Genomic DNA, 25,410 nt, shown 5'->3' on the forward strand with positions numbered 1-25,410 from the left:
GGCTGGGTTGAAAGATGTGAAACAGGTTCGGTAAACGACCCGGAAATTTCTGTCGCGAGCGTTAGGATCTCGGCGCCAGGGCCTGCATCTCAGCGCATTGGCTGCGGGGAAAACTCCTCTGCCGTGTGCCTCGGCTGCAGTCTTGGCAGCGCGACACGATCTGACTCCGATGCATCTGGATCAAATTCTGGCAGGGACACTCCGAAAGGCGGGTCGATGTACCAGCGGGCCTCCAAGGGATGATAGAGACCAGGGAGGGGAAAGAGCTGATGGATCATGAGGTAGTCGTGGATGTTGGCACTCATTATCGGCAGCCGATGGATAATCGCCACGGCTGCTATAGACAGGTCGTGACCGAGTCTGTTGCTCTTCTGATTGCTGTGGACTGTCCACATATGCCGGAGACCGGGGACGGCCGTCATCTCCGCATACTTCATTGCTACTTCCGCTGTCATTTCCGGAAAGTGAAAGGACGTCGCTATCAGCTCCTTCGCCCAGTTTGCTATCGCCAGTGCTCTGTCAGGATTGTCCCTGACCTTGAGGTTGGCTCCACGCATCAGCTCGGCAACGACCGGATAGCATAACGCCAGACGATGCACGCCGACTTCCAATAACCATGGACGGAGCCCGGCCGGCGCATTGGGGTTGCCCATCAAGCTGACAATGTCCGTATCCATCAGAAGCATCAGCGACCAGTCTTTCACGCTAGATTCTTGTGCGGGGAGGCGGAGGTTCCTGAAAAACTATAGGCACTTTGCATTTCGGTGTTACAGTACGCAGGCTCTAGTCGACTAAGAAGAGGCCGCCGATGTCGCATAGTTCTGACTGGCAAAGACACGATGCCGAAGTGCGCATCCGAGAGGTTCTGGATGCGGCTAAGGCGCGGGGCGCTCAGAGAGTAGCGGATATCGACGGCAGATTTCTCATTACCTTCGAACCCGTGAAGCAAACTCTGGAAGAATTGTTTACAAAATCGGGTCCATTTGCCGACGACGACCTCGACGCCTGATCACGTTCTCTGCATTTCCGGTAGCGGAGCGTAACCGGCGATCGCATTTCCAACAAGATAACCGCTGACGGATTCGATCGAAGCCGTCCTAGCCCGTTGTTTCGGTGATGGTATTTCGTAGCAACCGTTACCGAATTGAACCGTTACAGAGCACAGAAAAGCGCCTTTAGGCTGCTCCCTGTTTTCCCGGGAGGCGTGCAAGCGCGTTCGAGCAGTAAATTTTCAGTTGACGGCGCTCGGCTCGTTCTCTATTTGTTCCTTCATGAGCGCAATCGGCACCTCCACCTTCCGAATACGATGACCGATCCCGGGACGGATCCCGGTCTCGCTAATATCGTGTTTCTGTGGAGTTGAGGTCATGACGACCTTGAGTGCTCATTCCGCGAGCGATGACGCTTGCGATCTCCCCATCTACAAACCTTATTTTCCCGCCGGTACGTTAAAATGCGTGGGCCGACCGCTATTCCGATCGCGTGCAGGCCGCGACTACGCTTGCTTGCTTGACCTTGAACCGGACGTTGTCTCGTGGCGATGTGTCCTGGAACCAATTCTGGAAAATGACACGCCTCACGCTCGGCACCATCATGTGGACTTCGAGGTCAGCCTGGGTACATCGAGTGTTCTGATCGATATATCGGCGGAGCCGGCGACTCCCGTATGGATCGAAGATGCCACCAGGCGGCTCGGCTGCCGATATCAGTTCGTCGCGATTTCGGAGTTCGCTTCGGCCCCCCGATTGCAGAATGCACGAGACCTCCTTCGATACGCCGGGTGGGAGGCAGCGTTGGGAGATCGTATACGGATACAAATGGCATTGGAAGAATTCGGCTCCCTAACGCTCGCCGAATGCCTTTTGGCAATCCGTGATGGAAAGCCAATGCAGTCGATCGCCGCGATGATCCTTGGAGGTATCGTCAAAGTCGATCTCGACGATGCCCCGCTCGGGCCTGACACCATCGTCCGTCGCGCCAGCGTTTAGAGGTTTTCCATGAGAAGCTTTCCCTTGAGCGAGCGCGCCTCGACGCTCGAAGTGCATACCTACGCCTGCGCCGTCCGAACCGCGCTTCGGCGCGGCAAGGTCTTCCTGGGTGCCGATCGTCTGCTGGGATTGAGGTTGCCCGCTGGAGCTTGGATCGACGCGTATAAAGACGCCACCGAAACGATCCTCAAATCTGTCGGCCTGGACCGCTACGCTATCACCAGCCTAGCAGCTGCTCCCAGACCGGGAGAGGCCGACGCGTCGGACGCTATTTACACCATCAGATACAGGGCCGCAGTCATAGTTCTGATTCAGGATGGCGCGACAGTTCCAATGGAACTGGAGGTCGGCCTGGACGATATCGTCGACGTCCCGCCCGTCAATCCAAGGCATCTTGTCACCGCCGCCAAGTCCTCCGTCGCATTGGACATGCCTCTTGAAGTCGCCAGGAAGCTTGTGGTCCATCCGGCACGCACATTGTTTCTTGCGCTGCGGCCAGGGCGTTCGCTGGGCGTCGTTCTCGAGAAACTGGAAGCCACCAAAGAGGTAAAGTTCGAAAAGCCCAAGCCGTGGGAGCCTCGACTGGAGGACCTCGAAGGCTATGGCGACGCGAAACAGTGGGCGCTTGATCTCATTGTTGACTTGAACGACTGGCGCCAGGACCGGATTCGGTGGGATGATGTGTCGTCTGGTCTGCTGCTCAGCGGTCCTCCCGGCACGGGGAAGACTATGTTCGCCGCAGCAGTGGCTCGGTCGTGCGGCGCCAACTTTATTGCAGCATCGTCAGCACAGTGGCAGAGCAAGGGACACCTCGGCGACATGCTCCGGGCGATGCGCCGTTCGTTCCGCGAAGCAGAGCTTGATGGGCCGACCATCCTTTTGATCGATGAAATCGACTCGCTCGGCGATCGAGGTTCCTTTTCCGGTCACAACGCTGAGTACAACACTGAAGTGGTCAACGCGATGCTCGAACTTCTTGACGGATCTGCCGCACGAAGTGGCGTTGTTGTGATCGGGGCCACGAACTATCCGCATAAGGTCGATCCGGCCCTGCGAAGGCCGGGGCGTTTGGATCGGCACTCTGCTCTGGAACTACCTGATCTCGAGACAAGGGCTCAGATCGTCAAGCTCCATCTAGCTCCCCAGCAGATCGCAGCTGAGGACCTACGGACGGTCGCAACCGCCACGGTCGGACGTTCAGGCGCCGATCTGAAGCAATATGTCGCAGACGCCAAGCGCAAGGCCCGACGGCAAACCAGACCCGTCGAAGCCGCTGATATCCTCGCTCTGGTGCCAGCCGTCAGGTTGCTGGAAGGCGAAGAGCGGCGCATCGCCTGTATTCACGAGTCCGGCCATGCAGTCGTTGGTCTGGAACTATCGGTGGCGGAGATCAATGCGCTGGTAGTCGTCAAGCGGTCGGTGTCCGGCCAGTCAACCCAGGGATACGTACAGTGGCAGATCCCTCCGACCGGGTTTCGAAATCGACAAACCTACCTCGACAAGCTCGCGATGCTGCTGGGTGGTATCGCTGCGGAGAAGGTGTTTTTCGGCGGGCATTTCGATGGTGCAGGCGGCTTCGTAGGATCAGATCTTCAGCTTGCCACCGATCTTGCGACAGTAATGGTCGCTGCCTTCGGAATGGGCGACACGATGGCTTACACCCATGCACCGACACCGGAACTTCTTCAGAGACTTCGGGAGAACGATACCGACGTGCGGCAGCAGGTCGAGCGTGTTCTCTCGGACCAGCTCGCAAGAGCATGCGAGATCGTCAATGGAAATCGAGCCGGGATTGATCGTCTTGTGGCCGCGCTGGAGAAGCGGGAAGTAATCTCCGGCAGCGAAGTCCAGGCCATCGTGGCTGGAAATCCGATCTCGGTACCGAAAGCTACCGGCTCGCCGACTTAGGAGCAGCGCAGGAGAAGATCGACGTTTCGTCGACCAATAGTCGCACATGGTTGCGAGGAGTGGCCACAGTAGCGGTCCGGCTAAGTGAAACCTAGCGCGTCGGGCCGGACCCCCTCACGATGTCGAACGCTTCCTCGACGTGCTCGTGGCTGATCCGGAGCCGAGGCTCCGGAGGATTGTTCGCGTTCCGCTTAGGAAACAGGGTGCCGAAATAATCCGGGCGGTTCTTGAGAAGCGTTCGATCCACGCGACGACTGTTGTGCTTCAGGACATTGTTGAGGCGGTTTAGATTGGGCAGTTGCGGGCTCACTGGATGCAGCCGCCGAGTTTCCCTTCTCAGATCAGGAAACTTGTGTTCGAACTCATGTAGACCCGTCCATGCTCTCGCGGATCGTTCCCAGTAATGAAAGGCGCTCGTGATGAACGCTTCACGCACGACAGCGACGGCTAGGATGACGTCCATCTCCGCCTGAGCGAGCGAATAGGAGGTGGAAAAGAGTAGGGTGCCATCCTCATCATATTCCCGGTCATCGACACCGCTTTCCAGGTGCTGCAGACACGCCAGCGTCGCTTCGCTAACCGCCTTATTAATCGTATCGGCCGAAGCCCGGTACGCATCACAGATGCGGTCGATGCCTGTCTGATATTGGAAGGCTTTAAAGCTCTCGGGTAAAATCGCCATGGACGCTCAGATTTCCTCAGTTTGTTACGGAGGGGTCTTTCCAGGCGGATCTCGAATCCGTTCCCTCACTCGCACTCGAAATGTCTGACGCGGGCCTCATGTCAATTCATGGACATCGGTAACTTCCAGATGCCGATGCCCAGCAGTGGTGTCTTTCAATCTGCGGACCAGAAGTCGTGTGGTTATTCGCACCAAAATATCCGCCCCTCGCGAACCCAGAAGTGAGACCTACATCCTGACTTTCGCCAGACTGATGGGTGGAGCGATGGCTCTCCGGCCTTGTTGACGCTGACATCCCAGCGTGGCCGAGCCTCCCTCAGGATCAACAGTTCGATCCTGTCTCCGCATCCGCACGGGCACCGCATGCCGACGCTCCAATCGTCGCCATCGTCTCGCGTGAGAACCAGGTCGCGAGCGGGCAGATCAGATGGAAGTGTGTCGCCCTCGATCAGCAACAGTCGGCGGGCGGGCCCGTACTTACCCCATACTCGCCGGAACCATCGAGTGATCTTCATGCGGCGACCTTCTTTGGTTTGCGAAACAGCGGCAGGCCAAGCAGCGGCTCGGCGGCCCCACGACCAAGCAGCGTGTTTTCGCTCCGGTCGAAGTCGTCCTCCGCGTAATGATCCTCATCGCAGGCCGCGAGGCTGAACGAGACCCGGGCGTAGTTGCGGTTCGGTTCCTGCCGATAGGGGTAGGCGCGAGCGATGAACTCGTTCACCATTGCAGCTGAGGCCCTCATGTTGAGGGTGATCACAGACGGCGCCTCTTCGAGGATGCCCTTGATGTAGCCTGCAGCCAGCTCGTCCCGGTATGCGTCCGGATCCGTCCGCTGGAGGTATTCGGCGCGCAAGCTCTCCTGCGTGTAAACGCCACGATCGGAAAGCGTGGAACCGCCGGGCTGAACGTAATCGATCCGCCCGCTGACATCGGCGATGGCAATCTTGCCGTCATCGAGGAACGTCGGGATAGTGACACCAACATCGAAGAGCGGGATGAGGAAAGCCGAGGCGATCAGGTCGGCATACTGGCGACCTTCCTTGCTGTCCACGCAGCAGAAGATGACATCGCATTGGCCAACAGCCTCGATTGCCTCCCTGGTTCCGATGGTGTCGCAGATGTCGGCGGCAACGCCGTTACCGCGATATTCGGCAATGGCAACGGAAAACATCTCGACCTTCGAACGACCCCGTTCGGCGTCGGCGGAAGTCGCATTGAGGATGCGGTTGAGGTTCCTCTTTTCAATCTTGTCGGGGTCGACCAAGGTTACAGACACGAAGCCAAGGCGCGCGACCTGCTCGGCGGAAATCGACCCCGTTCCAGATACGCCGATCACGGCCGCGGACAGGCGAGAGAGTTCCTCGGTCATTGAACCCGTAAATGCAAGCGGCCGACCAGCCGGGACGCCGTTGACGATGCGATCGTTCCACCAGTAGCTGATGTCGTCGCCGGCGATCGTCATCAAATCCACGGGCTGCGAAGTCATGTCGGGAGCGTACAGGCGAGCACGAATTGCGCCTTCCGGGGTCATGATCGCCGAGCCGTGGCATTCTCCGAAGGCTTCGAACAAGCCGGGGATCACCCGCGCATCGCTTTCGTTGTCGATATGCGAGAACTGCAGCCAGCCACCCGGATGGGAATGAAGCAGGATGACGACGAGTCCTTCAGGTTCGGCAATATCGATAGCGTCTTCGATGTAGGCGCCTGGCCACACGATGGCATCCGGCTTGCGAACAGGACAGGCATCGTGCGGCACAAGCAGGGCCTGACGGACAACAAGACGCTGGCGGGGTCCGGGCGAGGGCGCGCAGATCAGGATCGCAGCGGCTTCATTGCCATCGGACAACAGGTGCGTCTTCAGCATGGCGTGGGTGACGCCAGTCATAGCCAGAGTGCGTTCCGGCATCATTCGCCGACTTCCTGAAGAAGAGAGGATTCGACCAGTGCAAGGTGGGTGACGACGTTGTCGCGCTGGGGATTCCACGGGACGACATTGCCGCGGTGGCGCGACCAGCGCTGGAAGGACAGGCCGACGATACTCTGCAGCGCCTCGGTCGCAGGAATAGCTGCTCCATTGACCCGCTGCAGAGGCGGATACGCGTAGAACATGTCGATCTGCGCCTGTGGGTAGGTAGGCGGGATCATAAGTGCGAGCGTCGTGGTCGTGACCGTGTAACCTACAGGAACCGGATAGTCGTGGATGATCAGCCAGCGGTGGCCGTCACTGTTGCGGGCCTCCCAGCGAAGGCCAAGATCGTCCAGATAGGACTCGTCCGCTTCCAGAAGGGCGAAGTCACGGGAAGGCGCAGTGCGCGCCTCTCCGTTGCTTACATCCTTTGCCGTCAGGCGGATCTTCTCGATCCCCGGAGCGCGGAGGTCGATCTCGTCGCCAACAGAGAGCTGGCGCTTGGGCTGCCCTGCGACCTTCAGGATGATGATCCAAGCGTTCGGGTCAAAGCCTGCGCGGGTGAGCGCGTCGACCACGGAAATGACGGGCGTGGCAGAGATGATTTTCTTGCCCTGCACGTTCAGTTCCCAGACCTCGGGCTTGCGGCTGCGGAACTGCTCGACGCCATCCTTCTTGATCTTGATGATGTCGCCATCATCGACCAGGCGGTCCGGCTCGTCCGTGCGCTCGAGGTAGATAGAGCGGTCGGCGGGAATACGGCCGAGCTTGCGGACGACGGCGCCAGAGATCTCGTCAGAGGGCCAATCGAGGCCTTCGCCTTCGATCGCGATGCGGTTGCTGCGGTCGCTTGCCGCGACGATGAACTTCGTGCCCTTGCCGAGGTCGGCTTCTTCCTGGGAGCGGAGTTCTTCGAGATCCCCGTCGTCTCGCCACTGCAGGACGTACGGATACTGATCCGCGACGAACCCCGCGACCTTCGCGATCTTGCCACCGGTAGGCGTATTGGTGTTCAGCGGAAAAGCGTGGAAGTTGAGGTCGAGACCCGCGATTTCGACAGTGGTGTTCTTGCCGCGGTCCGTTTCCTGATGTTCGATAGTCATAGTCAAAGATTCCTGATTGATGGAGTTGTGGGAGGACAGGTCGTCCACTCTGTTTGCGCGCGGGACTGACGATTCCGACATGAAAAAAAGTTTGTCGGAATCTGCGTTCCCGTGCGCAAGCAGAGTGAAGATCAAGGAGGAGATCGACACATGTGGAAGAAAATGCGGAGGAGCAGGTGGATCAGCCTGACGACGAATATCACTCTCCGGACGAAGCAATCGCAGCGTTCCGGCAGCTCTCCAACGAAGAGCAACGCAACCTCGTAGCGTCGGCTCGCGCTTGCTTGGCGGGTTCAGGTTTTGCGACGCCGAATGAGCTCATCAGCGAAGCCTATGTCAGGATCGCCGAAGGGCGCCGGAAATGGCGCACGAGCAAGACCTTCATTCAGTTCCTTAAAGGGGTGGTCCGAAGCCTTGCCTCCGACGGAGACTTTCTTCCCGAAGAGAGAAAGCTCGTGCGCCGGAACAAGGGCTCGGCTATCGTCACCTCCGAGCAACTCGACACGATAACCATCGAAGAGGACGATGGCGAACTGGCCGAGAAGATCAGGAACGAGCAGGTGCTCTCGGCCCTGGAGGCGCGGTTCTCAGGAGATGAGCAGATGGAACTGCTCATGATGGGGATCCGGGATAATTTGATTGGAAAGGACTTGCAGGAGGCAATCGGGGTCGACGCCACGCGCCTAGAGGCGCTGCGCACCCGGTTCAACCGCGAGCTCAAGAAACAGGCCGCCGTGTTCGGCGCGAAGGAAGGACAGTCGTGATGAGCGACAAGAAGAAGGACGCTTTGGATAGCCTTATCGACTTCATTTTCTCGGATGACACCCCCGTCAGCCCCGAAGATGAAGAAGATCTGGTTATATTCAAAGACGCGATTCAGCAGGCGGAGGCAAGACTTGCGAAGTCGCGCTTGGAGCGTGCTCGAGCTGGAGCCTTTTCGAGCAACATGTCCAGCAACGTGAGCAATATTGATAAGGAACGTGCGAAGCGTCGCTACGATCGTGCGAAGGCTGGCGATGCTACTGCAGGCCTCACGCTCGCCGCTCGTTTTGGTGATGGTTCTATGGACGGTGATCTCGAAGCAATTCTTGAAGATCTCGCGGAATTGGAAGACGAAGATAACGACAATGAAGAGAATTGACCCAATTCCAACTAATTTGTCTCCAGATGCACTACTTCGTTCCCTTGGAATTACCGAACCACGCGACATTGATGTGGAAGCAATTGCTTATTATGTCGGACTTCGCGTGAAACGTCGCTGCCTCAAATGCTGCGAGGCGATGATCACGGGCCTAGGAAACAAGGGAATCATTTCGGTAAACCCAGGGGGCATGCCTCAACGCGAACGCTTCTCGATCGCCCACGAACTTGGCCATTGGGCTCGTCATCGAGGAGAAACGGTTGCGTGCCGCGCCGCGGACATCGGCAAATTTTCGCAGACCAATAATGTCGAGCGCGCGGCCGACCAATATGCGGCTGATCTCCTGATGCCATGGCCCATGTTTAAGTCCGAATGCCGCAAGCATCGGATATTGAACCTCAATGCGCTGAAAGAGGTGGCCGGAGCATTCAAAACTAGCGTCACGGCCACTCTGATTAGAATGATCGACAGCGACATTTATCCGGCATCGATGATGATCAGCCACGGCACCAACGGGAGGAAATGGCACAGATCTGCTCCCAAGATGAACACCCGATGGTTCCCACGAGAGGAATTGGATGCGGACAGCTTCGCATTCGAATTACTCCACAGTCAGAACCAGGAAGAGCAGCGCTTCCCCCGAAAAATCGGCGCGGGCGCTTGGTTCGATAAAGCTTCGGCAGCGAGATACGAGATCACCGAGCAGTCGTTTCGAATTCCTGGGGAGGGCGTCGTAACGATCTTGAACCTTGATCCCAACATGGTCGGGTAGGACTTGGGCTGACCTTCGGAATCAGCGCTGGAAAGTCTGGGCGTATGCCAGCCATCCCCGGCGTCGGAGAGCCTTGTCGACTGCTTCGACGACTGCAGGTCGATCGGTCTTGAAGAGGGAGGTGTTCCCGGCGAAGCCGTCATAGCCAAATCGATCTGCTGCGCCGACCGACAGTAGGCGGCACCATTCGCGAATAGAGGCGATGCGGGCCAGCAACGCTTCTCGGTCCAGGCTTTGACCCGTTTGCTGACCATGAAGGATCTTCTGTCTGTTCCGGTAGCAGACACCAATTTCCTTTTTGAGAGGTCGATAGCGTTCACCGACTAGATCGCTGACCGGAATCCCGCTGAGGTGATTTATCGCCCCCATGAAGCTGTTGTAGTCGAGACTTCCATGTCCGTAGAGAGCCTCGCGAAGCTTTCCTGCGTCACGCGCGGTAAGAGTCGATGCCTGGTAGATCAGATTGGCAGTGATTTTTCGCAACTGCCGCTCCAGCTTGATCCAAGCGAGGCAGAAACCATCGACAGCCCGGCTTTCGCACTCGGATCCGAGTAGCAGATCAACCGTAGCAAACTCACTCTCGAAACCTCGGTTCACTGCATCCTCCGCTCTGACGGTTGTTTCCAGGAAGGAACTATCCCTTCATCCAACTATCGCGTGGCAAATGTCGCAGCAACCGTGAAAGATCCATGGAACCACATGCCAAAGGGCCGGCCCCCAGAATGCCGTTAATAGCCACCACCGTATGATGGGATTTTCCATCATACGAGAAGTCCAACCCATCTCGGTACTCCTATGACACTTTCCGCCGAACGCGCTCGGCGTCGACTTCTCAATGGCCTTGCCCGCTCCCTTGATGAAGCCAATGCCGTAGCCGATCAGGACAACGATGGCCAAGCCTGCAAGGGTGTGATCGGCGGTGAAATGGCACGGATTCCGGTTTTCGCCTTGAATTCGAGATGCGGGCTCGATATGCGGGTCATCATGAAATCACGATCACCGGGTCGGCACGCGCCGGACGGCCGTGAGAGCGCTCAGGCCCCTGGGACAGCGGTGAAAGATCCGTCCTCCCAGGGGTTCGTTTAACTATCGTGAGGCGACTCTCGTATTGATCTTCTTCGGATACTGAAACGCCGGAAGACCGGAAATATCGTCAGTGATGGACGAGGCCCATCGTCACGGTCGGCCGCGGTCCCGTTTTCCGTTACGGTGCCGATAGCGAGCATCTTTGTCGTTGGGATCGGGACTTCCTCGAGGTTCTTGAACTCACCGACAGGCGGAGGGTTTTCTCTGCTGTAGAAAGCCATCGGTCAATTCTCCGGATTGGTCATGATCATCCGGATCGGGCTGATGGGGCCGAGCGGAATCATCTCGAACTTCATCACGCCAGCGACGCCCATAGGGAGTTTGTCCAGCAATGCGTGGGCTTCGTCGGCCGTCTTCACGTTCATCACGAAGACGACACCGGTCTTGTCCTGCTTGACGTACCATTGGTCGATCTTGCCGTCGAAATAGAGGTCGGCGGTTTTCTTTGCCTCGCGGGGCACCATAGGAAGCCATACCTTGGGCGACGTAGTCGGAGTGAAGGAGCCGATGGCCAGCACCTTGGTGGTCGGGACGTCGAGCAGTTTAGGGTCCGGTACCGACTGCGCGTTGGCTACACTGGAAGCCAGAAACGCTGTTACTGCCAGGATTGAAATTCCGTTGCGATGGAAGGTTCGCTGCATGGCCGTCTCCTCTGTTTGCCGTGTGCGAATCTTCTGCGATGTAGGTCGATTTGATACCTATACGAATGTATGGCTGGGCGAGGCGGCGCCCGGCGGCCGACGGAGCCAAGCTGCTGAAATCTCGATCCCGCCGCCTCATTTGGCGGCGGTACCTTATTTCATGGGCATTCGCGTCGAGAAGGGCCCCGATCTGCGAGAGGTGCTGACGACCGCCTTCGCATACGATGGTCCCGTGCTGGTGGATGTCGTGACCAATCACGACGAGCTAGTGATGCCGCCCAAGATCAATCTCGAGCAGGTGACCGGGTTCAGTCTCTGGATGGCGAAGGTCGTGCTCAGCGGGCGCGGAACCGAAGTCATCGATCTCGCGAAATCGAACCTTCTCCGCTGACGTTCACTTCCCGAAGGCTTTCATGCCACGCTCGAAAGACGGCCTGGACATCACGAGCTGCAGCCACTGTTCCAGCCTGGGCGCCGCTGCCCAGTCGATGTGGCGGTGGTAAGCCTGGATGTAGACGGCCGCGGCAATTTCTGCGGCGGAGAATTCGTCACCGCCCATATATTTCGAGTTCTCGACAAACCGATGGGCGTCGGCCCATGCACTGAGGGACGATTCCAGCAGGGAGTTGCGAGCTTCATCACTGCCGCGTACGCGGAACGCCGCCATCCCCGGTCCTATGACATCCGTGACGAAGTAAAAGAAGCGCTCGAGGGCGATCGCCCGCATCATGGTGTTCTCGGGGAAGAGGACACCGGGCCTCTTCTGATCGATGTACATCATGATTGCATTGGATTGCGAGAGAACGAACGGCGGATCGTCAGCATGGTCAACGATGACCGGAACCTTTCCGCTAGGATTGAGCGCAAGATGTGCGGCGCTGTGATGCTCGCCTAAGGCCAGGTTGACCTGACGCACAGTGTAGGGAAGGCCTGCTTCCTCCAATGCGACGGAGACTCTGAGACAGTTTCCGGTCCGGTATCCGTGGAGATCGATCGTCATTTCACCCTCGATTAATGGCGGTGCGGCAGGCGAAAGCAACGGCCGCGGCGGCGCCCAGCGGGTTTCGGTGGTTCTGAGTGGTTGCGAAACCCATACATCCGTATGGGTGGACACAGGTGAGGCGGACGCCCGGCAGGCTCGTCAAGCGCCAGGCTCTGATTATGGGCTTCAGCGACATATTCGCGGTGATCGGTGTCGTGCTGGCCATCGCCGCAGTCGCCTTGCTGCTGACGCCTCCGGAGGCGGAGCGGGAGCGCATTGACAGCAGCCCCGCGGTGGTGGGTGTCGCGGCCCGCCACCATCCATCCGTATAGTTTACTCCAACCACAATCGGATCAACATCGCGCGTGAACGCTCCCGAGAGCGGTGCGGTTCTGCGCTTTAGTCGACGTGACACATCATCCGACATCCACGCGGGCAGAAGGCTCGCTTGAAAGGACACCAAAATGAGCGAACCATTTCCAAGCTACGGAGACAACGCTAGATCATTTCAGGAGCACCGTATCGAGCACGGGCAGGGAAAGCTATACGTGCGGGACTATCCTGGTGCCGGACCTGCTTTCGTGATGATGCATGGGTTTCCGGATAATCTTGGCATCTACGACTTCCTGGTGCCGCACCTCGTCGACGCTGGTCGGCGGGTGGTGACATTCGATTTCCTCGGCTTTGGCGCTTCTGACAAGCCGGAAGGCGCCAAGTACTCGTTTGCCCAGCAGCAGGGCGATCTCAAGCGCGTCGTGGAGGCGCTTAAGCTCGGGAAGATCGTACCTGTAGTCCATGACTCCGGTGGTTTCCCCGGTTTGAACTTCGCGATCGACCAGCCGGACGACGTTGCCGAACTGGTCATCCTGAACTGCGTTTACCACGCGGTGCCCGACGACAGGCTGCCGGAACTGATCGAGGTATTCGCAACAGTCAACCTAAGGGAAGTGGCGATGATGATCGCCCAGAACCCCGAGTTCATGGGGTCGCTACTCAACCTCCAGCGGTCTCTCTTGCAGGCGGCGTTGCCCGAGAGGCACGTGAAGACGTATGTCGATTTCCTCGGGCCTCTTATCGATGCCAATTTCGGGCTGCCTCCAAGCAGTGGTCCGGCATTCGTGCAAATGACCGCAGGTTTCAACGACGTGCTGGCCGAAAACACCAAGCGGCTTCCTCTTCTGAACAAGCTGGAAGTTCCGACGAAGGTGATCTGGGGCGAGCGCGATCCATATCTCACGACCGCCACCGCCAAGGACTTCCACGGCAACCTGCAAAACTCGACCCTGCACCTGATCGATGCTGGCCACTGGGTTCAGATCGACGAAGGGAAGAAGGTCGCCGAGATCATGCTGTCATAGGCAGGTCTCGGCACGCCGCGATCCAAGGGGCCGCACCTGAGACAGAGTCAACAAAACGAAGCTCTCTCACAACGGAAGTGCTGCGGCATAGCTGCGCACTCCCGACTTCCATCCTTAGAGGAACACTCAAATGAAAGCCCTGCAGTCGATCTCTTCCTACGTAGCTCGTAGCGCGCCGGAGGTGCTCGGAAGCGCTGCGGCCGCTGTAGCGCCTGAGATAAGCCACCTTCAGGTTACCTGTGGGATAAGCCTGCGCCGCCTTGTCGCGAGGAGCGCGGCACCGAAGGGCACCATTCTCCTGTTGCAAGGCTTCCCCGAAACCGTGGCGGTCTGGAAGGACGTAATAGCCGACCTCGTCAGTGACTACGACGTCCACTCGTTCGATTGGCCGGGATATGGTCTCTCATCGAGGCCCGCGCCGGAGGAGTTCTCCTACTCGCCAACGGACTTCAGTACGATCTTGAAAGCCTATGTCTTGGCCTCGGGTATCGACTGCTCAAGACTTACGATTTACGGGACAGATATCGGATCACTCCCAGTCCTGCTGGCGGCGCTGGAAGAGCCGGACATCGCGAAGAACATCATCGTAGGCGACTTCGCTCCATTCAACAGGCCTCAGTTCATGAGCGAGAACTTGCAGAACCTCAAGAGCGAGCCGACGGCGTCCAAAGCCCGAGCATATTTCAACAATGCCGGGACGCAAATTCCAGCCAACGCGCACCGCATTGGGTCGCCACCGGAAGCGGCGATGAATATTCATCCCGACGTCGTGAAGGACATGACGGAAGGATGGACTGACGGCAAATTCAGCTCAGGTGATGCCTTCTATCACTACTATTCCCACTTCACTCGGGACGAGGACTACTTCGAGGCCAACCTCGGAAAGCTTACGACCCCTGTCAAAGTGATCTGGGGCGAACTCGACCACTACATCAACAAGGGAATGGGCGAGGAGCTTTCCCAGAAGCTCGGCGTTCCACTCAAGGTCCTTCCGGGAATTGGGCACTACCCGCACGCTCAGGCACCGGAACTCGTTGCTGCAGAGATCCGCGCATCCATCTAGGACGCCTTTCACGCTATCAGTTCGATTGTGGGCTGTAAGCTTCCGCTGCTGTAGGCGGTGTGCTGGCAGCCCACGTGGTTATTCCAGGGAAGAGGCGTGAAGGCCATCTTCACGTGTTTTCACAACTTTCAAGGAGAGAGAACCGGGCATTGTACGCGGACCAGATCCGGCTTGTGTTCGATTCCATCGTAGGTGCGGCTGTTCTCGCACGGGCTTTCGACGATCCGGCGCCAGTCACCGCAAGAAGCGTCGCTCTGTCCGCCCTCCGGGTCCAGCGCGACCATACACATGTATAGGTGGACGGCCCGATGCCGCTCGCGACTATGCCTTTTGCAAAACGGAAAAGGCGTCAAAGGCCGCACAGAAGGACTATTCATGAAAGCGAGCGATTTCAGCACATTGCCGAGGCTGTTGAGATGAGCCCGGCAGAGACGATGGCAACGATCGTAGCCCTGCGCCAGCAAGGCAAAATGGACGAGGCGGCGGCCTACTTCGAGGAGGACGGCGTTCTCGTCATCCAGCCGGACTCACATGCGGTGGGACGAGCAGCGATCAAGGAAGGTCTTGTCGCGATGTCCAAGGTCTTTCCGGTGTTCCATATTTCGGAACGCACGGTCGTTCAGGCCGGAAGCATCGCGCTGCATCATTCGCGCTGGAGCGCGCAGTCGGTCGGTGAAAAGGGAGAACCTGTCGAAGTAGGCGGCCTTACCTCGGACGTTCTCAGGCAGCAGCCAGATGGCAGCTGGAAGGTCGCCGTGGACAATCCCTGGGGCGGCTCAATTCTGGATTAGACGAAGAGGAACCGATGAAAGCTGCGGTCTACTACGAGAATGGCTCGCGGCGATCTGGAGGTGCTGATCGACAGGGAATATCCGCTTTCGGAGGCTGCGGATGCGCATCGGCGAGTTCTGTCGAGGGAGGCGCTCGGCCGGGTGTTACTGCGGCCTTGAATCCCTCAGATTCGAGGCGTCGCGCATGAGGAACTCAGGCGCTATCATGCGAGGAACGTCCGACGGCGTGACACTGTCGGGCCTTGGGGCGTCGCTGGGAGAGAGTATCGTGGATCTACTTGGTTTGCGCACGGAGGCAATTCTGACGCCTGGCTGGTATCCGGGGCGAACGGCGAACGCATTGTCGTCGCTGACGCTGATTTGCCTCGTCTTCTACCTCGACACGTTCACTAATGCAGGGAGCGCCATTGCCGTGCTCTACGGGCTGGCACTGTTGCTTGCCTCAGAGGTGCTTGCAGGGTTCGGAATTCTATTGGCTTCCGCACTCTGCGTCATGCTGACCGTCGTATCCTTCGCTTTCAGTGGCGACGCGTTGCTCCCTCCAGGAAACCTTCGAGCGGTCGTCTCAATCGCGGCAATTGCGACAACGGCGGCGGTCCTGATCAGAAACCGCGCCGCAACGGAACGTTTGAAACGGACCAACGACGCTCTCCAACGCAGCGAAGCCCGCTTTCGTGCGATTTTCGAGCAGTGCCGGGTGGCGCTCTGGGAACAGGATTTCAGCAAGCTCAAGGCTAAGCTGGTCGAACTTCGGGACGGCGGCGTGAGCAACCTGAAACGTCACTCGGCCTCGTCGCCCATGTTCCTCCAGGAATGCGCGGACCTTATCGAGAGCGTCTCTGTAAACGACGCAACCCTGGAACTGCTGGGCCGCTCGTCGGAGGAGGTGTCCGGCTCCATCAGGAAGTTCATCCCCCGCGACGAAGAGTGTCTGTCGGGCATCGTCGAATGCCTGTTCAGCGGCCGGACCCGTTTCGAAGGAAAGGGAAAGATCGTACGGCCTGATGGCACGACTCTGTCCGTGCTCCTTGTTCTGAGCTTTCCCGAAGACGGCATCGGGCTGGACCGCGTGGTCGTCGGAATGTTCGACGTTACGGAGCGCGACCGCTCCCAGCAGGCGCTTCTGGCCGCGCAGGCGGAAATGGCAAAGGTGTCCAGGGTGGCCATGGTCGGGGCCTTGTCTGCCTCGCTCGCCCACGAGCTGAACCAGCCTGTTGGAGCCGTTGTCCTGAATGCCCAGTCATGCCTTCGCTGGCTGCGGCGGGAGTCTCCGGATATTCCATCGGCCTCGGATGCCGCCGAGCGTATCGTCCGAGATGCACACCGGGTAGCGGGCATTCTGAAGAGCACCCGGCAGATGATCATGCGGAATCCGGCTCGAGCGGAAGTCACCGACGTCGCTAAGATGATCGGGGAAACCTGCCTTCTCCTTGAACACGAGCTGACCAGCGGCTCGATCGTACTGCAGACGAGAATTCCCTCGCACATGCCGAAGGTGAAGCTGGCGAAGGCCGAAATCCAGCAGGTGCTTGTCAATCTGCTCAACAACGGCATCCAGTCGATCAACTCTGGCGGGGGATCGGAGAAGAAGGTTTCCATCGAATGCTCGATGAATGGTGACGACGCCGTCGTCATCAGCGTCCGAGATCATGGCAGAGGCATCGAAGACAACGCGCTGCAGAAGCTCTTCGACCCGTTCTTCACCACGAAGGAATCCGGCATGGGTATCGGGCTGTCGATATGCCGGGCGATGGTGGAGGCGCAGGGAGGAAGGCTGAGCGGCCGGAATCATGAAGGGGGAGGCGCCATTTTCCAGGTTAGCCTACCCGCGGAGGCAAGCCATGACTGATTCCTCTCCAGTGGACGTATTCATCATCGATGACGACGAGGATATGCGTCTTGCGATCGCAGACGTCCTTCGTTCGATCGACGTGCGATCCGCTTCCTTCGACAGCGCGCTTCCTTTCCTTGACAGCGTTCGGCCGGACAGCCCCGGCTGCATAATCCTCGATGTCCGAATGCCAGGGACTGACGGTCTCGAACTTCAACATCAACTGGCCTCGCTCGGGTATAGGATGCCGATCATCTTCATCACCGGGTTCGGCGACATTCCGATGACCGTCCAGGCGATGAAGGCGGGCGCACTGGACTTTCTGACGAAGCCGTTCAACGACGAGGACCTCTTCAATGCTGTCAGGACAGCCCTTGCGCGGGATAGGGAACGCCGGGAACGGGAAGCTGAACAAGACGCCATCATCGCCCTTTCGAAGGCGCTCACCAAGCGGGAACGGGAGTGCATGGGGCACGTCGTCAAGGGCCTGATGAACAAGCAGATCGCCTACGAGATGAGCCTCAGCGAGATCACCGTCAAACTTCACAAGGCAAGCCTCATGAAGAAGCTTAGGAGCCGCACTCTTCCCGATCTTGTCCGCAAGGCCGAGGTCATCTACGCCCACTGGAAGACACTACCACCTACCCAGCTGCCTAGCCTCGCAGAGCATGAAAACTGAAGGCAGGCGGCAGCGATGTCCAAAGTTCAATCGGTCGCGATCGTCGACGACGACATTGCCATCCGGGAGGCTCTCCAGGATCTGTTGAAATCCTGCGGATACCGGACGCAGACGTTCGCCTCGGCCGAGGAGTTTCTCGCCGGGTGTCACCTCGGAAGAATCGGGTGCATCATCCTTGACATAAAGATGGCAGGCCTGTCCGGCATCGAACTTCAGGCGGAACTCGTCTCCCGAGATTCGGCACCGCCTATCATATTCCTGACCTCGCAGTTCGATGCGAGCGTTCGAGCAGCGGCGCTGGCGGCCGGGGCTATCGCCTTCCTGGAAAAGCCTGTGGACGACGAGATTCTTCTCGAAAGTCTCAAGTCGGCTATGCCGGGCTAACGCCCTTGCCGCGCGTCGTGGCCGAAAACACGGTCAAATATGTCATATGCAAACGCAGAAATTTCGCTAACTTTCCCATTCTGTCACCAAGGTCAGACAGATAGCCGCTTCACTTGATTCATTTTCGATACCCCCAGTCGGAGGTCTGCCGATATGGTTACGTCGCAAGTTTCGTTCGCCGAAGCGCCGCCAAGCTCCTGCAGGCATGATGTCCCGCCAATGGGTGAGGCAACGCCAACGCGCACTCTGATCGACGACATCATGGATGCGCATGGCGGGCAGCACCTCTTCGCGATGTATCGGCGAGCCCAGGGAAGGTTCAGGATAGAGGGCGACCTCTGGTCGACGCGGGGCGGTCCTTCGGCATCGGTTGGCGGCCTGTTCGAGCTTGGCCTGCTGGATCAGACCGTGCGGCTCCACTGCACGGATCCCCGACCCATCGAAAGTAACTTCACTCCCAAGGTGCTGGCGATCGACAGTGCCGACGGCGGCTATGTGGAGACGCAGTACAATCCCCGTTCCTCCTTCGCCGAGATGAGCGTCGACAGGCCGTGGGACGACTTCCAGCTCGCGTACATATGCAGCTATTCCATCTGGAACGTCGTGACCCAGCCATTTCTCTTTGCATCAGCGGGGTTCGAAGTCGCGGAGCTGCAGCCGCACCAAGTCGGCGAGGAGACGATCCGCAGGGCACAGATTTCCTATCCGCCCCATATTCCCGGGCACGCTCCGAAGATAATGTGCCATGTCGGCATCGACGGCATGATGCGATGGCAGGAATTCCGGTTCGATCTCCTGAGTGCATCCGTCACCAGCGTTCTGAAGGACTTCGTCCAGATACAGGGCATCAGGTTCGCCTCGCGCAGGACGATGTACCGGACGACCGAGCTGGAAAAGCCTGATCCTTCGGTCTTTGCCGAGATCAGCATCGACAAGCTCGTCTTCTATTGAGCGGGTCTTCGCTCCTTCAGCAGCCGCACCATGGCGGACATGCCCGGTCGGAGCTGCTCTCTTTTCTGCTGACCGGGATCAACACCGATCCGGACCGGAACCCGCTGGACGATCCTCGTGAAATTACCCGTCGCATTGTCAGGAGGCAGTAGCGCGAACTGGGCGCCGCTGGCGGGAGACAGGCTCTCGACGTGGCCCTTGAACGATGGGGCATCGATCCCGTCGAAATCGATTGAGACTTCCTGACCGATGGAGATCTCCGGAAGCTGCGTTTCCTTGAAATTTGCCACGACCCAGACGTCGTCGGAGACGAATGGGATAAGGAGCCCCCCGGGCTTCACGTACTGTCCCAGCTGCGCCTGCTTCGCGCCGACCCATCCGTCCTCGGGCGAGCGGACGATCGTTCCGTCGAGATCGAACTGGGCGAGCTTCACGGCAGCCTCCGCCGAAGAAATCGCGGCCAGAAGCTGCGGTCGCTTGGTTTCGAAGACATGGACCTGACGTCTGGATGCCTCGACGTTGGCTTGTGCTGCGGCGACGGCCGCGTCCGCCCTTAGGCTGGCCGCCTGCGTCGTGTCGACATTGGCGCCGGAACCGGAACCGCTCTGAGACAGGTTCGTTGCACGGTCGAAGTCGCGCTTTGCCCGGTAGGCTTCGGCATCGGCGCCTTGCAAGGCCGCATTTGCCAGTCGCACCACGGCCTTCTGCAACTCGATTTCGCTGTCCAGGTTCTCGATTGCGGCATTGTCCGCCGCCAGCTGTGCCTCTGCCTGAAGCACCTTTGCCTTGAAGTCGGTGTCGTCTACTCGAAACAGGATGTCCCCGCGCTTGACCGCCTGATTGTCCTGCACCAGCACTTCCACGAGATAGCCGGAGATTTTTGGGCTGATGGGCGTAATCTCTCCCCGAACGTATGCATTGTCGGTGATGTCGGAGCGGAAGCTCGGTAGCCAGGTGCCCGGCATCAGAGCCGCGGATGCGACAAGGAAGGTGGAGGCGGCAATCAGGACGCCGCCAGTCAGGGCATAGCCAAATCTCATTTTCCATGATCTCCAATACTCGCGAGCGGCGGATGATGGCCGATGATCAGAACGCCGAGCGCGCTCACGATCAGCACCCCGGCCACCACCAGAAAGCCGTCGTTGAAGGCAAGCACCCACGCCTGCCGCCTGGCCGCGTTCGCAACGACAGAAACGGCCTGGACGTTAGCGGCGTGTTCGTCGGCGAGCTTGCTCGTCAGCCCGGCTGCCAGCGCACTGATCCTGGCGTCGTCCAGGTAATCGAAGAGCGATATCGTCTCGGTCAGAAGGCTCGAATGGAATTTCTCGCGTTCCGTCACGAGGTCGCTGACCAGCCCGACGCCGATCGTCGTTCCTCCGAGGGTTCCCATGTTGAAGCCGAAGGCGGCCGTAGCCGCGTCCGCGGGCTTGATCGCCATGGCGCCGATGATCACGTCGGAAGCGAGGAACAGGACCTGTCCGACGCCGAATGCCATGATGGGGATGCGGAACTGGTCGGCTGCCGAAAGCCCGGTGCTGTCGAGCAGGACGCCTGTCGCGACGCTGCAGAGCAACAGCCCGAGCGCCATCACCAACCGCGTCTCCAGGACCTGCAGCAGCACCCAGACGAGAGGCAGCACAAGGAGCTGTGCCATCACCCCCCACATCAGTAGATTGGCGATATCGAGCGGGCGGTATCCCTGGACGATCGCAAGGAATTGGGGAACGAGGTAGGTCGTTACTGCGAAGCCTGCGCGGAAGACGAGGTTGAGGGCTACAGGTGGGCCGAAATTGTGGTCGATGAAGAGTCTCGGCGATATGATCGGTTTCGGCGAGAACGCGCATAGGAAGGCGAACCCCGCGAAGGCGCCAATGCTTCCCGCCGTCGCCCAGCCGATCATATCGCTTTCATACCAGAAGCGGCGGGTGCCCTGATTGGCGACAAGAACCATCAGTGCCAGTCCCGAGGACAGCAGGAAGACCGCCAGCCAGTCGATCTTCAAGGATTCCCATTTGGGTGGCAGCCACTGGTACACAAACAGCGCGCCGATCGCTATCAGGCCGCCGATCGTTGCCTGAGCAACGAAAAGCGCCTTCCAGCCCACATACTCTTCGAGATATCCGGACGCGACAGGGCCAACTGTCGTCGGGAAGAGAAGAACGAAGGCCAGAAGAAAAAGCCCCGTCGGCAGCCGAGGCCCACCGAGAACGATGAAGACCGACATGAAGGCGATCGGACCAAAGCACCCGGCCGCCACACCCTGTATTGCGCGAAGCGCAATGAAGACGTCAAGTGGGGGCGCACCCGCGCATAGTATCGACACCACGCAGAGGATCACGGCATTGGCGAAGGCGTACGGCCCGATGCCAAATGTCCGCGAAAGCGGTGCGGCGCAGACGATCCCCGCGAAGTTGCCCATGGTGTAGACCGTGGAGAGCCACGAAGCTTCGTCGGGTGTGGCGCCGATAGCGCCCTGGAGGTCGGAGATGTTCGTGGTCACAAACTGCGCGGCGAGCGTGACGAAAAAGGATGAGGTGAGGGCGAGCGCAAGAAACAGGATCTTGTCGGTCGCGACTTTAGCTTCAGCCGAGGGAGCCGGGGCAATGCTCTCTACCGTCGTCATTGGCACACCATGCGCTATCGTCTGACCGCTCCTGTCTCGAAGCCGTAACTTACGATCACGCGGGCATTCTCGAACCTATACGGATGTATGGTTGGAGCCGAACTGCTTGTTGCAGTCGGCACTGCAGGGTTTCGGAAGCGCGCGGCCCGTCCGCGGTCGGCGGGAGGGGGGACGTCGCACCGGGACGGGCTCCGACACGTGGGAGGACCGACTCGGTAGGAGGACCATGCGCCGAGTCACCGTCCACTGATAGCTATACAGGCGTATGGTCCACCTTCAGGATCGGGCCGCCTTCACCGCGCGCCGCATCGTCTGCGGAGGTTGACCGAAGAGGCTGATGAAGGCCTTACGCATCCGGTCCCTGTCGCTAAATCCGGTCGCCCTCGCGATATACTCGATGGGATGTCTGCCTTCCTCGAGCATCTGGCGTGCGGCCTCAGCACGCATGCGCTCGATAGCCTTGGCGGGCGACTGTCCCGTCTCGTCGCGAAAGGCTCGGCTGAACTGGCGGGAGCTGAGGTTCGCGACCCGGGCGAGATCCTCGACCGAAAGACCGCTTCCGAGGTTCGCCCGCGCATAGGCGACGGCGTTCTGGATCCTGTCCGACTTGGCGTCGAGTTCGAGAAGGGCGGAAAATTGGAGCTGTCCTCCGGAGCGACGGCTCTGCACCACCAGCATGCGAGCGACCTCCTTGGCCATGTCCGGCCCGAGATCCTCGTCGATCATTGCTATCGCCATGTCGGTTCCAGCCGACATACCCGCAGAAGTCCAGAAAGCGCCGTCGTTGATAAAGATCCGGTCCTCGTCGATACGCACGGCCGGGAAGCGCTCACGGAATTCGGTCGCATAGTACCAGTGGGTAGTGGCCCTGCGTCCATCGAGAAGCCCAGCTTCCGCCAGCGCAAAGGTGCCCGTGCAAATCGCTGCCGTTCGTGTTCGCGTCGACGCAGTCTCCCGCAGCGTCGTCAGAAGACCCTGATCGAAGGTCTGCAGCCTGTCGGCACCTGCGACGATCACGGTGTCCAGCTCGGTATCGCCAAGTTTTGCGGTCGTGACATCGGCGCCCAGAGAGCTTCGAACTAGACCGCCATGTTGGGAGACCATTTCGATCTCGTAGACGGGGCGTCCGCGCCGCAGGTTCACCATCTCGAACGCGGTCATGGCGGCGAAGCTCATGGCAGCGAATTCGGGATAGATGACGAGACCGACCCTAGGCATTCAGTGGCTTCCAATTTCAAACGGTTCTGCGGGGCACCAAGGCACGCGGCTGGATCTCATTGCCGCACCAAACTCCTCAACTATACATCAGTATGGGTCGAGCAATCCCTCAAATTTGGGCACAAGTCTCAGCCCGTCAACGAGAGTACGCTTTGCATTCCCGTCAGTCCATTCGCGCCCGCATCGTCTCACGGCGCCCGTCCTCCGGAAGCGGGAGCCCAAACATTGGAGAAGCTCTTGTCCATTCAAATCACCGGCGATCCCATCATCGGGGGCGATGCCGCCTCATCATCCGAGAAGGAATTCCGCGCAACCAACCCTTCGACTGGTGAGCAGCTCTCCCCAGCCTTCGCGCTTGCGACCGCAGCCGATGTCGATCGTGCGTGTCGCCTCGCGGACGAAGCGTTCGATGTCTATCGCTCCGCCAGTCTCGATGCGAGGGCGGCTTTCCTCGAGCGGATCGCCGACAATGTCGAAGCGATCGGGCCGGAACTGCTCGACCGCGCTGTCGAGGAAACGGGCTTGCCGAGGTTCCGGCTTCAGGGAGAATTCACGAGAACGGTCAACCAGCTTCGATTGTTCGCTCGCGTCGTTCGCTCCGGCGAGTGGCTCGATCTCCGCGTCGACGAGGCGATACCAGACAGGCAGCCGCTTCCGCGCCCCGACATAAGGCTCCGCCAGATCGGTCTCGGCCCAGTCGCCGTATTCGGGTCGAGCAACTTTCCACTGGCGTTCTCGGTGGCAGGCGGAGACACGGCATCGGCGCTCGCAGCGGGATGCCCGGTCGTCGTCAAGGGACACCTGGCCCATCCCGGCACTGGCGAACTCGCCGGACGCGCGGTTCGCAAGGCGGTTATCGATTCCGGCCTTCCGGAAGGCGTATTCGCGCTTCTTCCGGGAGCCAACGAAACGGGTGCCGCACTTGTAGCTCACCCTGCGATCAAGGCGGTCGGCTTCACGGGATCGCGCGCGGGCGGGATCGCCCTCTGCGAGATCGCCGCCCGGCGCAAGGAGCCGATCCCCGTATATGCGGAGATGTCGAGCGTGAATCCCGTCTTCCTGTTCCCCGCAGCCCTGAAGAAGCGGACTGACGAGCTCGCCGCAGGATTCGTCGGCTCGCTGACGGTCGGGGCAGGGCAGCTCTGCACAAATCCAGGAGTTCTCGTGGCGGTCGACGGGGGCGACCTCAACGCATTCGTGGAATCGAGCGCCCAGCTTGTGGCGAAAACCGAAGCGGGGCCAATGCTCACCCCCGGTATCCACGCGGCCTTCGATCGCGGCGTCCAGACCCTGCATGGGCACAGTGGTGTCAGGAGGGTCGCAGTCGGAAAGTCGTCGGGCGAAGTCAATCGCAGCCCGGCCACGTTCTTCGAGACGAGCGTGCCCGATTTCCTCTCGGATCCGCACCTTGCGGAGGAAGTCTTCGGTGCGAGCAGTCTTCTCATCCGTTGCGCGAATCTCGACGAATTCGTCGAACTGGCGGAAAGCTTGGAGGGCCAGCTGACGGCTACGCTCCATATCGATGAGCAAGACTATTCCCACGCTTCCCGGTTGGTTCCGGTCCTTGAGCGAAAGGTAGGACGCATCCTCGCCAATGGTTGGCCGACCGGGGTCGAAGTGTCCGATGCCATGGTGCATGGCGGACCGTTCCCGGCTACTTCGGACAGCAGGACGACCTCGGTCGGCACAATGGCCATTCGGCGTTTCCTGAGACCCGTCTCCTACCAGAACCTCCCCGGACAGCTTCTGCCCAGGGAGCTCGCGCCGGAAAGCGTCGAAAGCCTTCCGCGCATTGCCAACGGCATCAGGGTCAGCCGCAGCGGCTGAGGCGTTGAAGCGTCCGGGAGACGTCACACCGCAGCAGGGCCGTTGTTGGAAGCGGCCTGCTCTCTCGTTTGCTCTTCGATCTGCTTCTTGATCTCGTCGTCAATCGCCTGCCGGACTTCTGGAGGCAGATGGGAGACGTCTGCCTCGGACATACCGTGAGCTTCGAGATACTGGGCGCGGATCCGCTCGGCAGGCGTCATGTGCGCCCACTTGGCAAACTCGTCCAAGATCGACTGGCTGCTGTTCTTGTCCTTGGCACTCAGGCCGTTATCCTCCGGGTCGCTTTCACCGTCCTCGCCCCCGGCGATTCCTCCGGGAGTTCCGAGAGCGGTCGTGTCCATGAAGGAGGCGAATGAGACTTCGGCTTTCAGGGCTCCCTTCGAGTTCTTGAAGGGGTCTAGCACAGGCGTGCCATGTGCAATCTCGATCTTCATTGGAGTTTTCCCTTGCTTACTGTGGTAGTGGATTGTCGGGCT

General features: G+C 59.3%; 28 protein-coding genes. 16 read left to right on the forward strand and 12 right to left on the reverse strand.

Translation table 11 applies throughout. The features are described 5' to 3' along the window. Nucleotides 1–89: 89 nt before the first annotated feature. Entirely contained in the window at nt 90–704 is a 615-nt protein-coding gene (locus tag FHT29_RS03390) for a type II toxin-antitoxin system VapC family toxin (protein WP_348644846.1), read from the reverse strand. A 104-nt stretch (nt 705–808) separates the two neighbouring features. On the opposite strand from FHT29_RS03390, the gene FHT29_RS03395 reads away from it, so the two are divergent. The 3 genes from FHT29_RS03395 (at nt 809) to FHT29_RS03405 (ending at nt 3,896) form a co-directional block, all read left to right on the forward strand. After that, nucleotides 809–1,009 (forward strand): hypothetical protein, encoded by a 201-nt coding sequence (locus tag FHT29_RS03395; protein ID WP_168599133.1) that lies wholly within the window; start codon nt 809–811, stop codon nt 1,007–1,009. Nucleotides 1,010–1,367: 358 nt separating this feature from the next. Then, entirely contained in the window at nt 1,368–1,988 is a 621-nt protein-coding gene (locus FHT29_RS03400) for a hypothetical protein (RefSeq protein ID WP_132573100.1), read from the forward strand. Nucleotides 1,989–1,997: 9 nt separating this feature from the next. Beyond that, nucleotides 1,998–3,896, forward strand: a complete 1,899-nt coding sequence (locus FHT29_RS03405) for an AAA family ATPase (RefSeq protein WP_168599134.1) — start codon at nt 1,998–2,000, stop codon at nt 3,894–3,896. A 91-nt stretch (nt 3,897–3,987) separates the two neighbouring features. Here the strand turns inward: FHT29_RS03405 and FHT29_RS03410 are convergent, their stop codons facing one another. The 4 genes from FHT29_RS03410 to FHT29_RS03420 form a co-directional block, all read right to left on the reverse strand. Continuing rightward, entirely contained in the window at nt 3,988–4,578 is a 591-nt protein-coding gene (locus FHT29_RS03410; protein ID WP_132573097.1) for a hypothetical protein, read from the reverse strand. Between the two features lie 182 nt (nt 4,579–4,760). Next, complete coding sequence (locus FHT29_RS34890) at nt 4,761–5,093, reverse strand: DUF6527 family protein (RefSeq protein ID WP_132573095.1); 333 nt, start codon at nt 5,091–5,093, stop codon at nt 4,761–4,763. Then, a complete protein-coding gene (locus FHT29_RS03415) occupies nt 5,090–6,484 on the reverse strand; it encodes a ThiF family adenylyltransferase (RefSeq protein WP_246702976.1) in 1,395 nt (464 codons plus the stop codon). Before FHT29_RS03415 ends, FHT29_RS34890 begins: the two co-directional genes overlap by 4 nt. After that, nucleotides 6,484–7,635 (reverse strand): multiubiquitin domain-containing protein, encoded by a 1,152-nt coding sequence (locus tag FHT29_RS03420; protein WP_348644847.1) that lies wholly within the window; start codon nt 7,633–7,635, stop codon nt 6,484–6,486. The genes FHT29_RS03415 and FHT29_RS03420 overlap by 1 nt, the downstream gene beginning before the upstream one ends. Before the next feature lie 104 nt (nt 7,636–7,739). On the opposite strand from FHT29_RS03420, the gene FHT29_RS03425 reads away from it, so the two are divergent. The 3 genes from FHT29_RS03425 to FHT29_RS03435 are packed head-to-tail and all read left to right on the forward strand — an operon-like array spanning nt 7,740 to nt 9,500. Beyond that, a complete protein-coding gene (locus tag FHT29_RS03425; protein WP_210255357.1) occupies nt 7,740–8,351 on the forward strand; it encodes a transposase in 612 nt (203 codons plus the stop codon). After that, nucleotides 8,351–8,728: a hypothetical protein gene (locus tag FHT29_RS03430; protein ID WP_132573089.1), complete on the forward strand. Its 378-nt coding sequence runs from the start codon at nt 8,351–8,353 to the stop codon at nt 8,726–8,728. The genes FHT29_RS03425 and FHT29_RS03430 overlap by 1 nt, the downstream gene beginning before the upstream one ends. Then, complete coding sequence (locus FHT29_RS03435) at nt 8,715–9,500, forward strand: ImmA/IrrE family metallo-endopeptidase (RefSeq protein WP_168599136.1); 786 nt, start codon at nt 8,715–8,717, stop codon at nt 9,498–9,500. The genes FHT29_RS03430 and FHT29_RS03435 overlap by 14 nt, the downstream gene beginning before the upstream one ends. A 21-nt stretch (nt 9,501–9,521) precedes the next feature. Here the strand turns inward: FHT29_RS03435 and FHT29_RS03440 are convergent, their stop codons facing one another. Then, nucleotides 9,522–10,097 (reverse strand): hypothetical protein, encoded by a 576-nt coding sequence (locus tag FHT29_RS03440; RefSeq protein WP_132526955.1) that lies wholly within the window; start codon nt 10,095–10,097, stop codon nt 9,522–9,524. A gap of 713 nt (nt 10,098–10,810) precedes the next feature. Further along, the gene (locus FHT29_RS03445) at nt 10,811–11,227 is read right to left on the reverse strand and encodes a hypothetical protein (RefSeq protein ID WP_132526953.1); all 417 of its coding nucleotides are present in this window, start codon (nt 11,225–11,227) and stop codon (nt 10,811–10,813) included. On the opposite strand from FHT29_RS03445, the gene FHT29_RS03450 reads away from it, so the two are divergent. Then, a complete protein-coding gene (locus FHT29_RS03450; RefSeq protein WP_132526951.1) occupies nt 11,226–11,618 on the forward strand; it encodes a hypothetical protein in 393 nt (130 codons plus the stop codon). The two genes, FHT29_RS03445 and FHT29_RS03450, sit on opposite strands and share 2 nt — an antisense overlap. A 3-nt stretch (nt 11,619–11,621) precedes the next feature. Here FHT29_RS03450 and FHT29_RS03455 read toward each other — a convergent pair whose 3' ends face one another. Beyond that, nucleotides 11,622–12,227: a glutathione S-transferase family protein gene (locus tag FHT29_RS03455; RefSeq protein WP_168599137.1), complete on the reverse strand. Its 606-nt coding sequence runs from the start codon at nt 12,225–12,227 to the stop codon at nt 11,622–11,624. Between the two features lie 161 nt (nt 12,228–12,388). On the opposite strand from FHT29_RS03455, the gene FHT29_RS03460 reads away from it, so the two are divergent. The 8 genes from FHT29_RS03460 to FHT29_RS03500 all read left to right on the forward strand — a co-directional run bounded on the left by FHT29_RS03460 (nt 12,389) and on the right by FHT29_RS03500 (nt 19,266). Further along, complete coding sequence (locus FHT29_RS03460; protein ID WP_168598925.1) at nt 12,389–12,541, forward strand: hypothetical protein; 153 nt, start codon at nt 12,389–12,391, stop codon at nt 12,539–12,541. A gap of 132 nt (nt 12,542–12,673) precedes the next feature. Then, nucleotides 12,674–13,567: an alpha/beta hydrolase gene (locus FHT29_RS03465; protein WP_168599138.1), complete on the forward strand. Its 894-nt coding sequence runs from the start codon at nt 12,674–12,676 to the stop codon at nt 13,565–13,567. Between the two features lie 130 nt (nt 13,568–13,697). Further along, nucleotides 13,698–14,630 carry an alpha/beta hydrolase gene (locus FHT29_RS03470; protein ID WP_168599139.1) on the forward strand — a complete coding sequence of 311 codons (933 nt, stop codon included), beginning with the start codon at nt 13,698–13,700 and terminating at the stop codon, nt 14,628–14,630. Between the two features lie 434 nt (nt 14,631–15,064). Further along, a complete protein-coding gene (locus tag FHT29_RS03475; RefSeq protein ID WP_168599140.1) occupies nt 15,065–15,421 on the forward strand; it encodes a DUF4440 domain-containing protein in 357 nt (118 codons plus the stop codon). A 205-nt stretch (nt 15,422–15,626) separates the two neighbouring features. Beyond that, nucleotides 15,627–17,270, forward strand: a complete 1,644-nt coding sequence (locus FHT29_RS03485; RefSeq protein ID WP_168599141.1) for an ATP-binding protein — start codon at nt 15,627–15,629, stop codon at nt 17,268–17,270. Continuing rightward, nucleotides 17,263–17,931, forward strand: coding sequence for a response regulator (locus FHT29_RS03490; protein ID WP_168599142.1), 669 nt, complete (start codon nt 17,263–17,265; stop codon nt 17,929–17,931). The genes FHT29_RS03485 and FHT29_RS03490 overlap by 8 nt, the downstream gene beginning before the upstream one ends. A 15-nt stretch (nt 17,932–17,946) precedes the next feature. After that, the gene (locus FHT29_RS03495; RefSeq protein ID WP_132526935.1) at nt 17,947–18,315 is read left to right on the forward strand and encodes a response regulator; all 369 of its coding nucleotides are present in this window, start codon (nt 17,947–17,949) and stop codon (nt 18,313–18,315) included. A 219-nt stretch (nt 18,316–18,534) separates the two neighbouring features. Continuing rightward, nucleotides 18,535–19,266 carry a hypothetical protein gene (locus FHT29_RS03500; protein WP_168599143.1) on the forward strand — a complete coding sequence of 244 codons (732 nt, stop codon included), beginning with the start codon at nt 18,535–18,537 and terminating at the stop codon, nt 19,264–19,266. Here FHT29_RS03500 and FHT29_RS03505 read toward each other — a convergent pair. From FHT29_RS03505 to FHT29_RS03515, 3 genes are all read right to left on the reverse strand, one after another. After that, a complete protein-coding gene (locus FHT29_RS03505) occupies nt 19,260–20,306 on the reverse strand; it encodes an HlyD family secretion protein (protein ID WP_168599144.1) in 1,047 nt (348 codons plus the stop codon). The genes FHT29_RS03500 and FHT29_RS03505 overlap by 7 nt on opposite strands. Beyond that, the gene (locus FHT29_RS03510; protein ID WP_132526929.1) at nt 20,303–21,889 is read right to left on the reverse strand and encodes an MFS transporter; all 1,587 of its coding nucleotides are present in this window, start codon (nt 21,887–21,889) and stop codon (nt 20,303–20,305) included. The genes FHT29_RS03505 and FHT29_RS03510 overlap by 4 nt, the downstream gene beginning before the upstream one ends. Before the next feature lie 276 nt (nt 21,890–22,165). Next, the gene (locus FHT29_RS03515; protein ID WP_168599145.1) at nt 22,166–23,107 is read right to left on the reverse strand and encodes a GlxA family transcriptional regulator; all 942 of its coding nucleotides are present in this window, start codon (nt 23,105–23,107) and stop codon (nt 22,166–22,168) included. A 243-nt stretch (nt 23,108–23,350) separates the two neighbouring features. Between FHT29_RS03515 and FHT29_RS03520 the strand changes: the two genes are divergently transcribed. After that, entirely contained in the window at nt 23,351–24,934 is a 1,584-nt protein-coding gene (locus FHT29_RS03520; RefSeq protein WP_168599294.1) for an aldehyde dehydrogenase (NADP(+)), read from the forward strand. A 23-nt stretch (nt 24,935–24,957) separates the two neighbouring features. On the opposite strand, the gene FHT29_RS03525 is transcribed toward FHT29_RS03520, so the two are convergent. Further along, nucleotides 24,958–25,368 (reverse strand): hypothetical protein, encoded by a 411-nt coding sequence (locus FHT29_RS03525; protein ID WP_051942046.1) that lies wholly within the window; start codon nt 25,366–25,368, stop codon nt 24,958–24,960. Nucleotides 25,369–25,410: the final 42 nt, after the last annotated feature.

The sequence above is a fragment of the Rhizobium sp. SG741 genome (assembly GCF_012275435.1).
GTDB classification, from domain to species: domain Bacteria; phylum Pseudomonadota; class Alphaproteobacteria; order Rhizobiales; family Rhizobiaceae; genus Rhizobium; species Rhizobium lusitanum.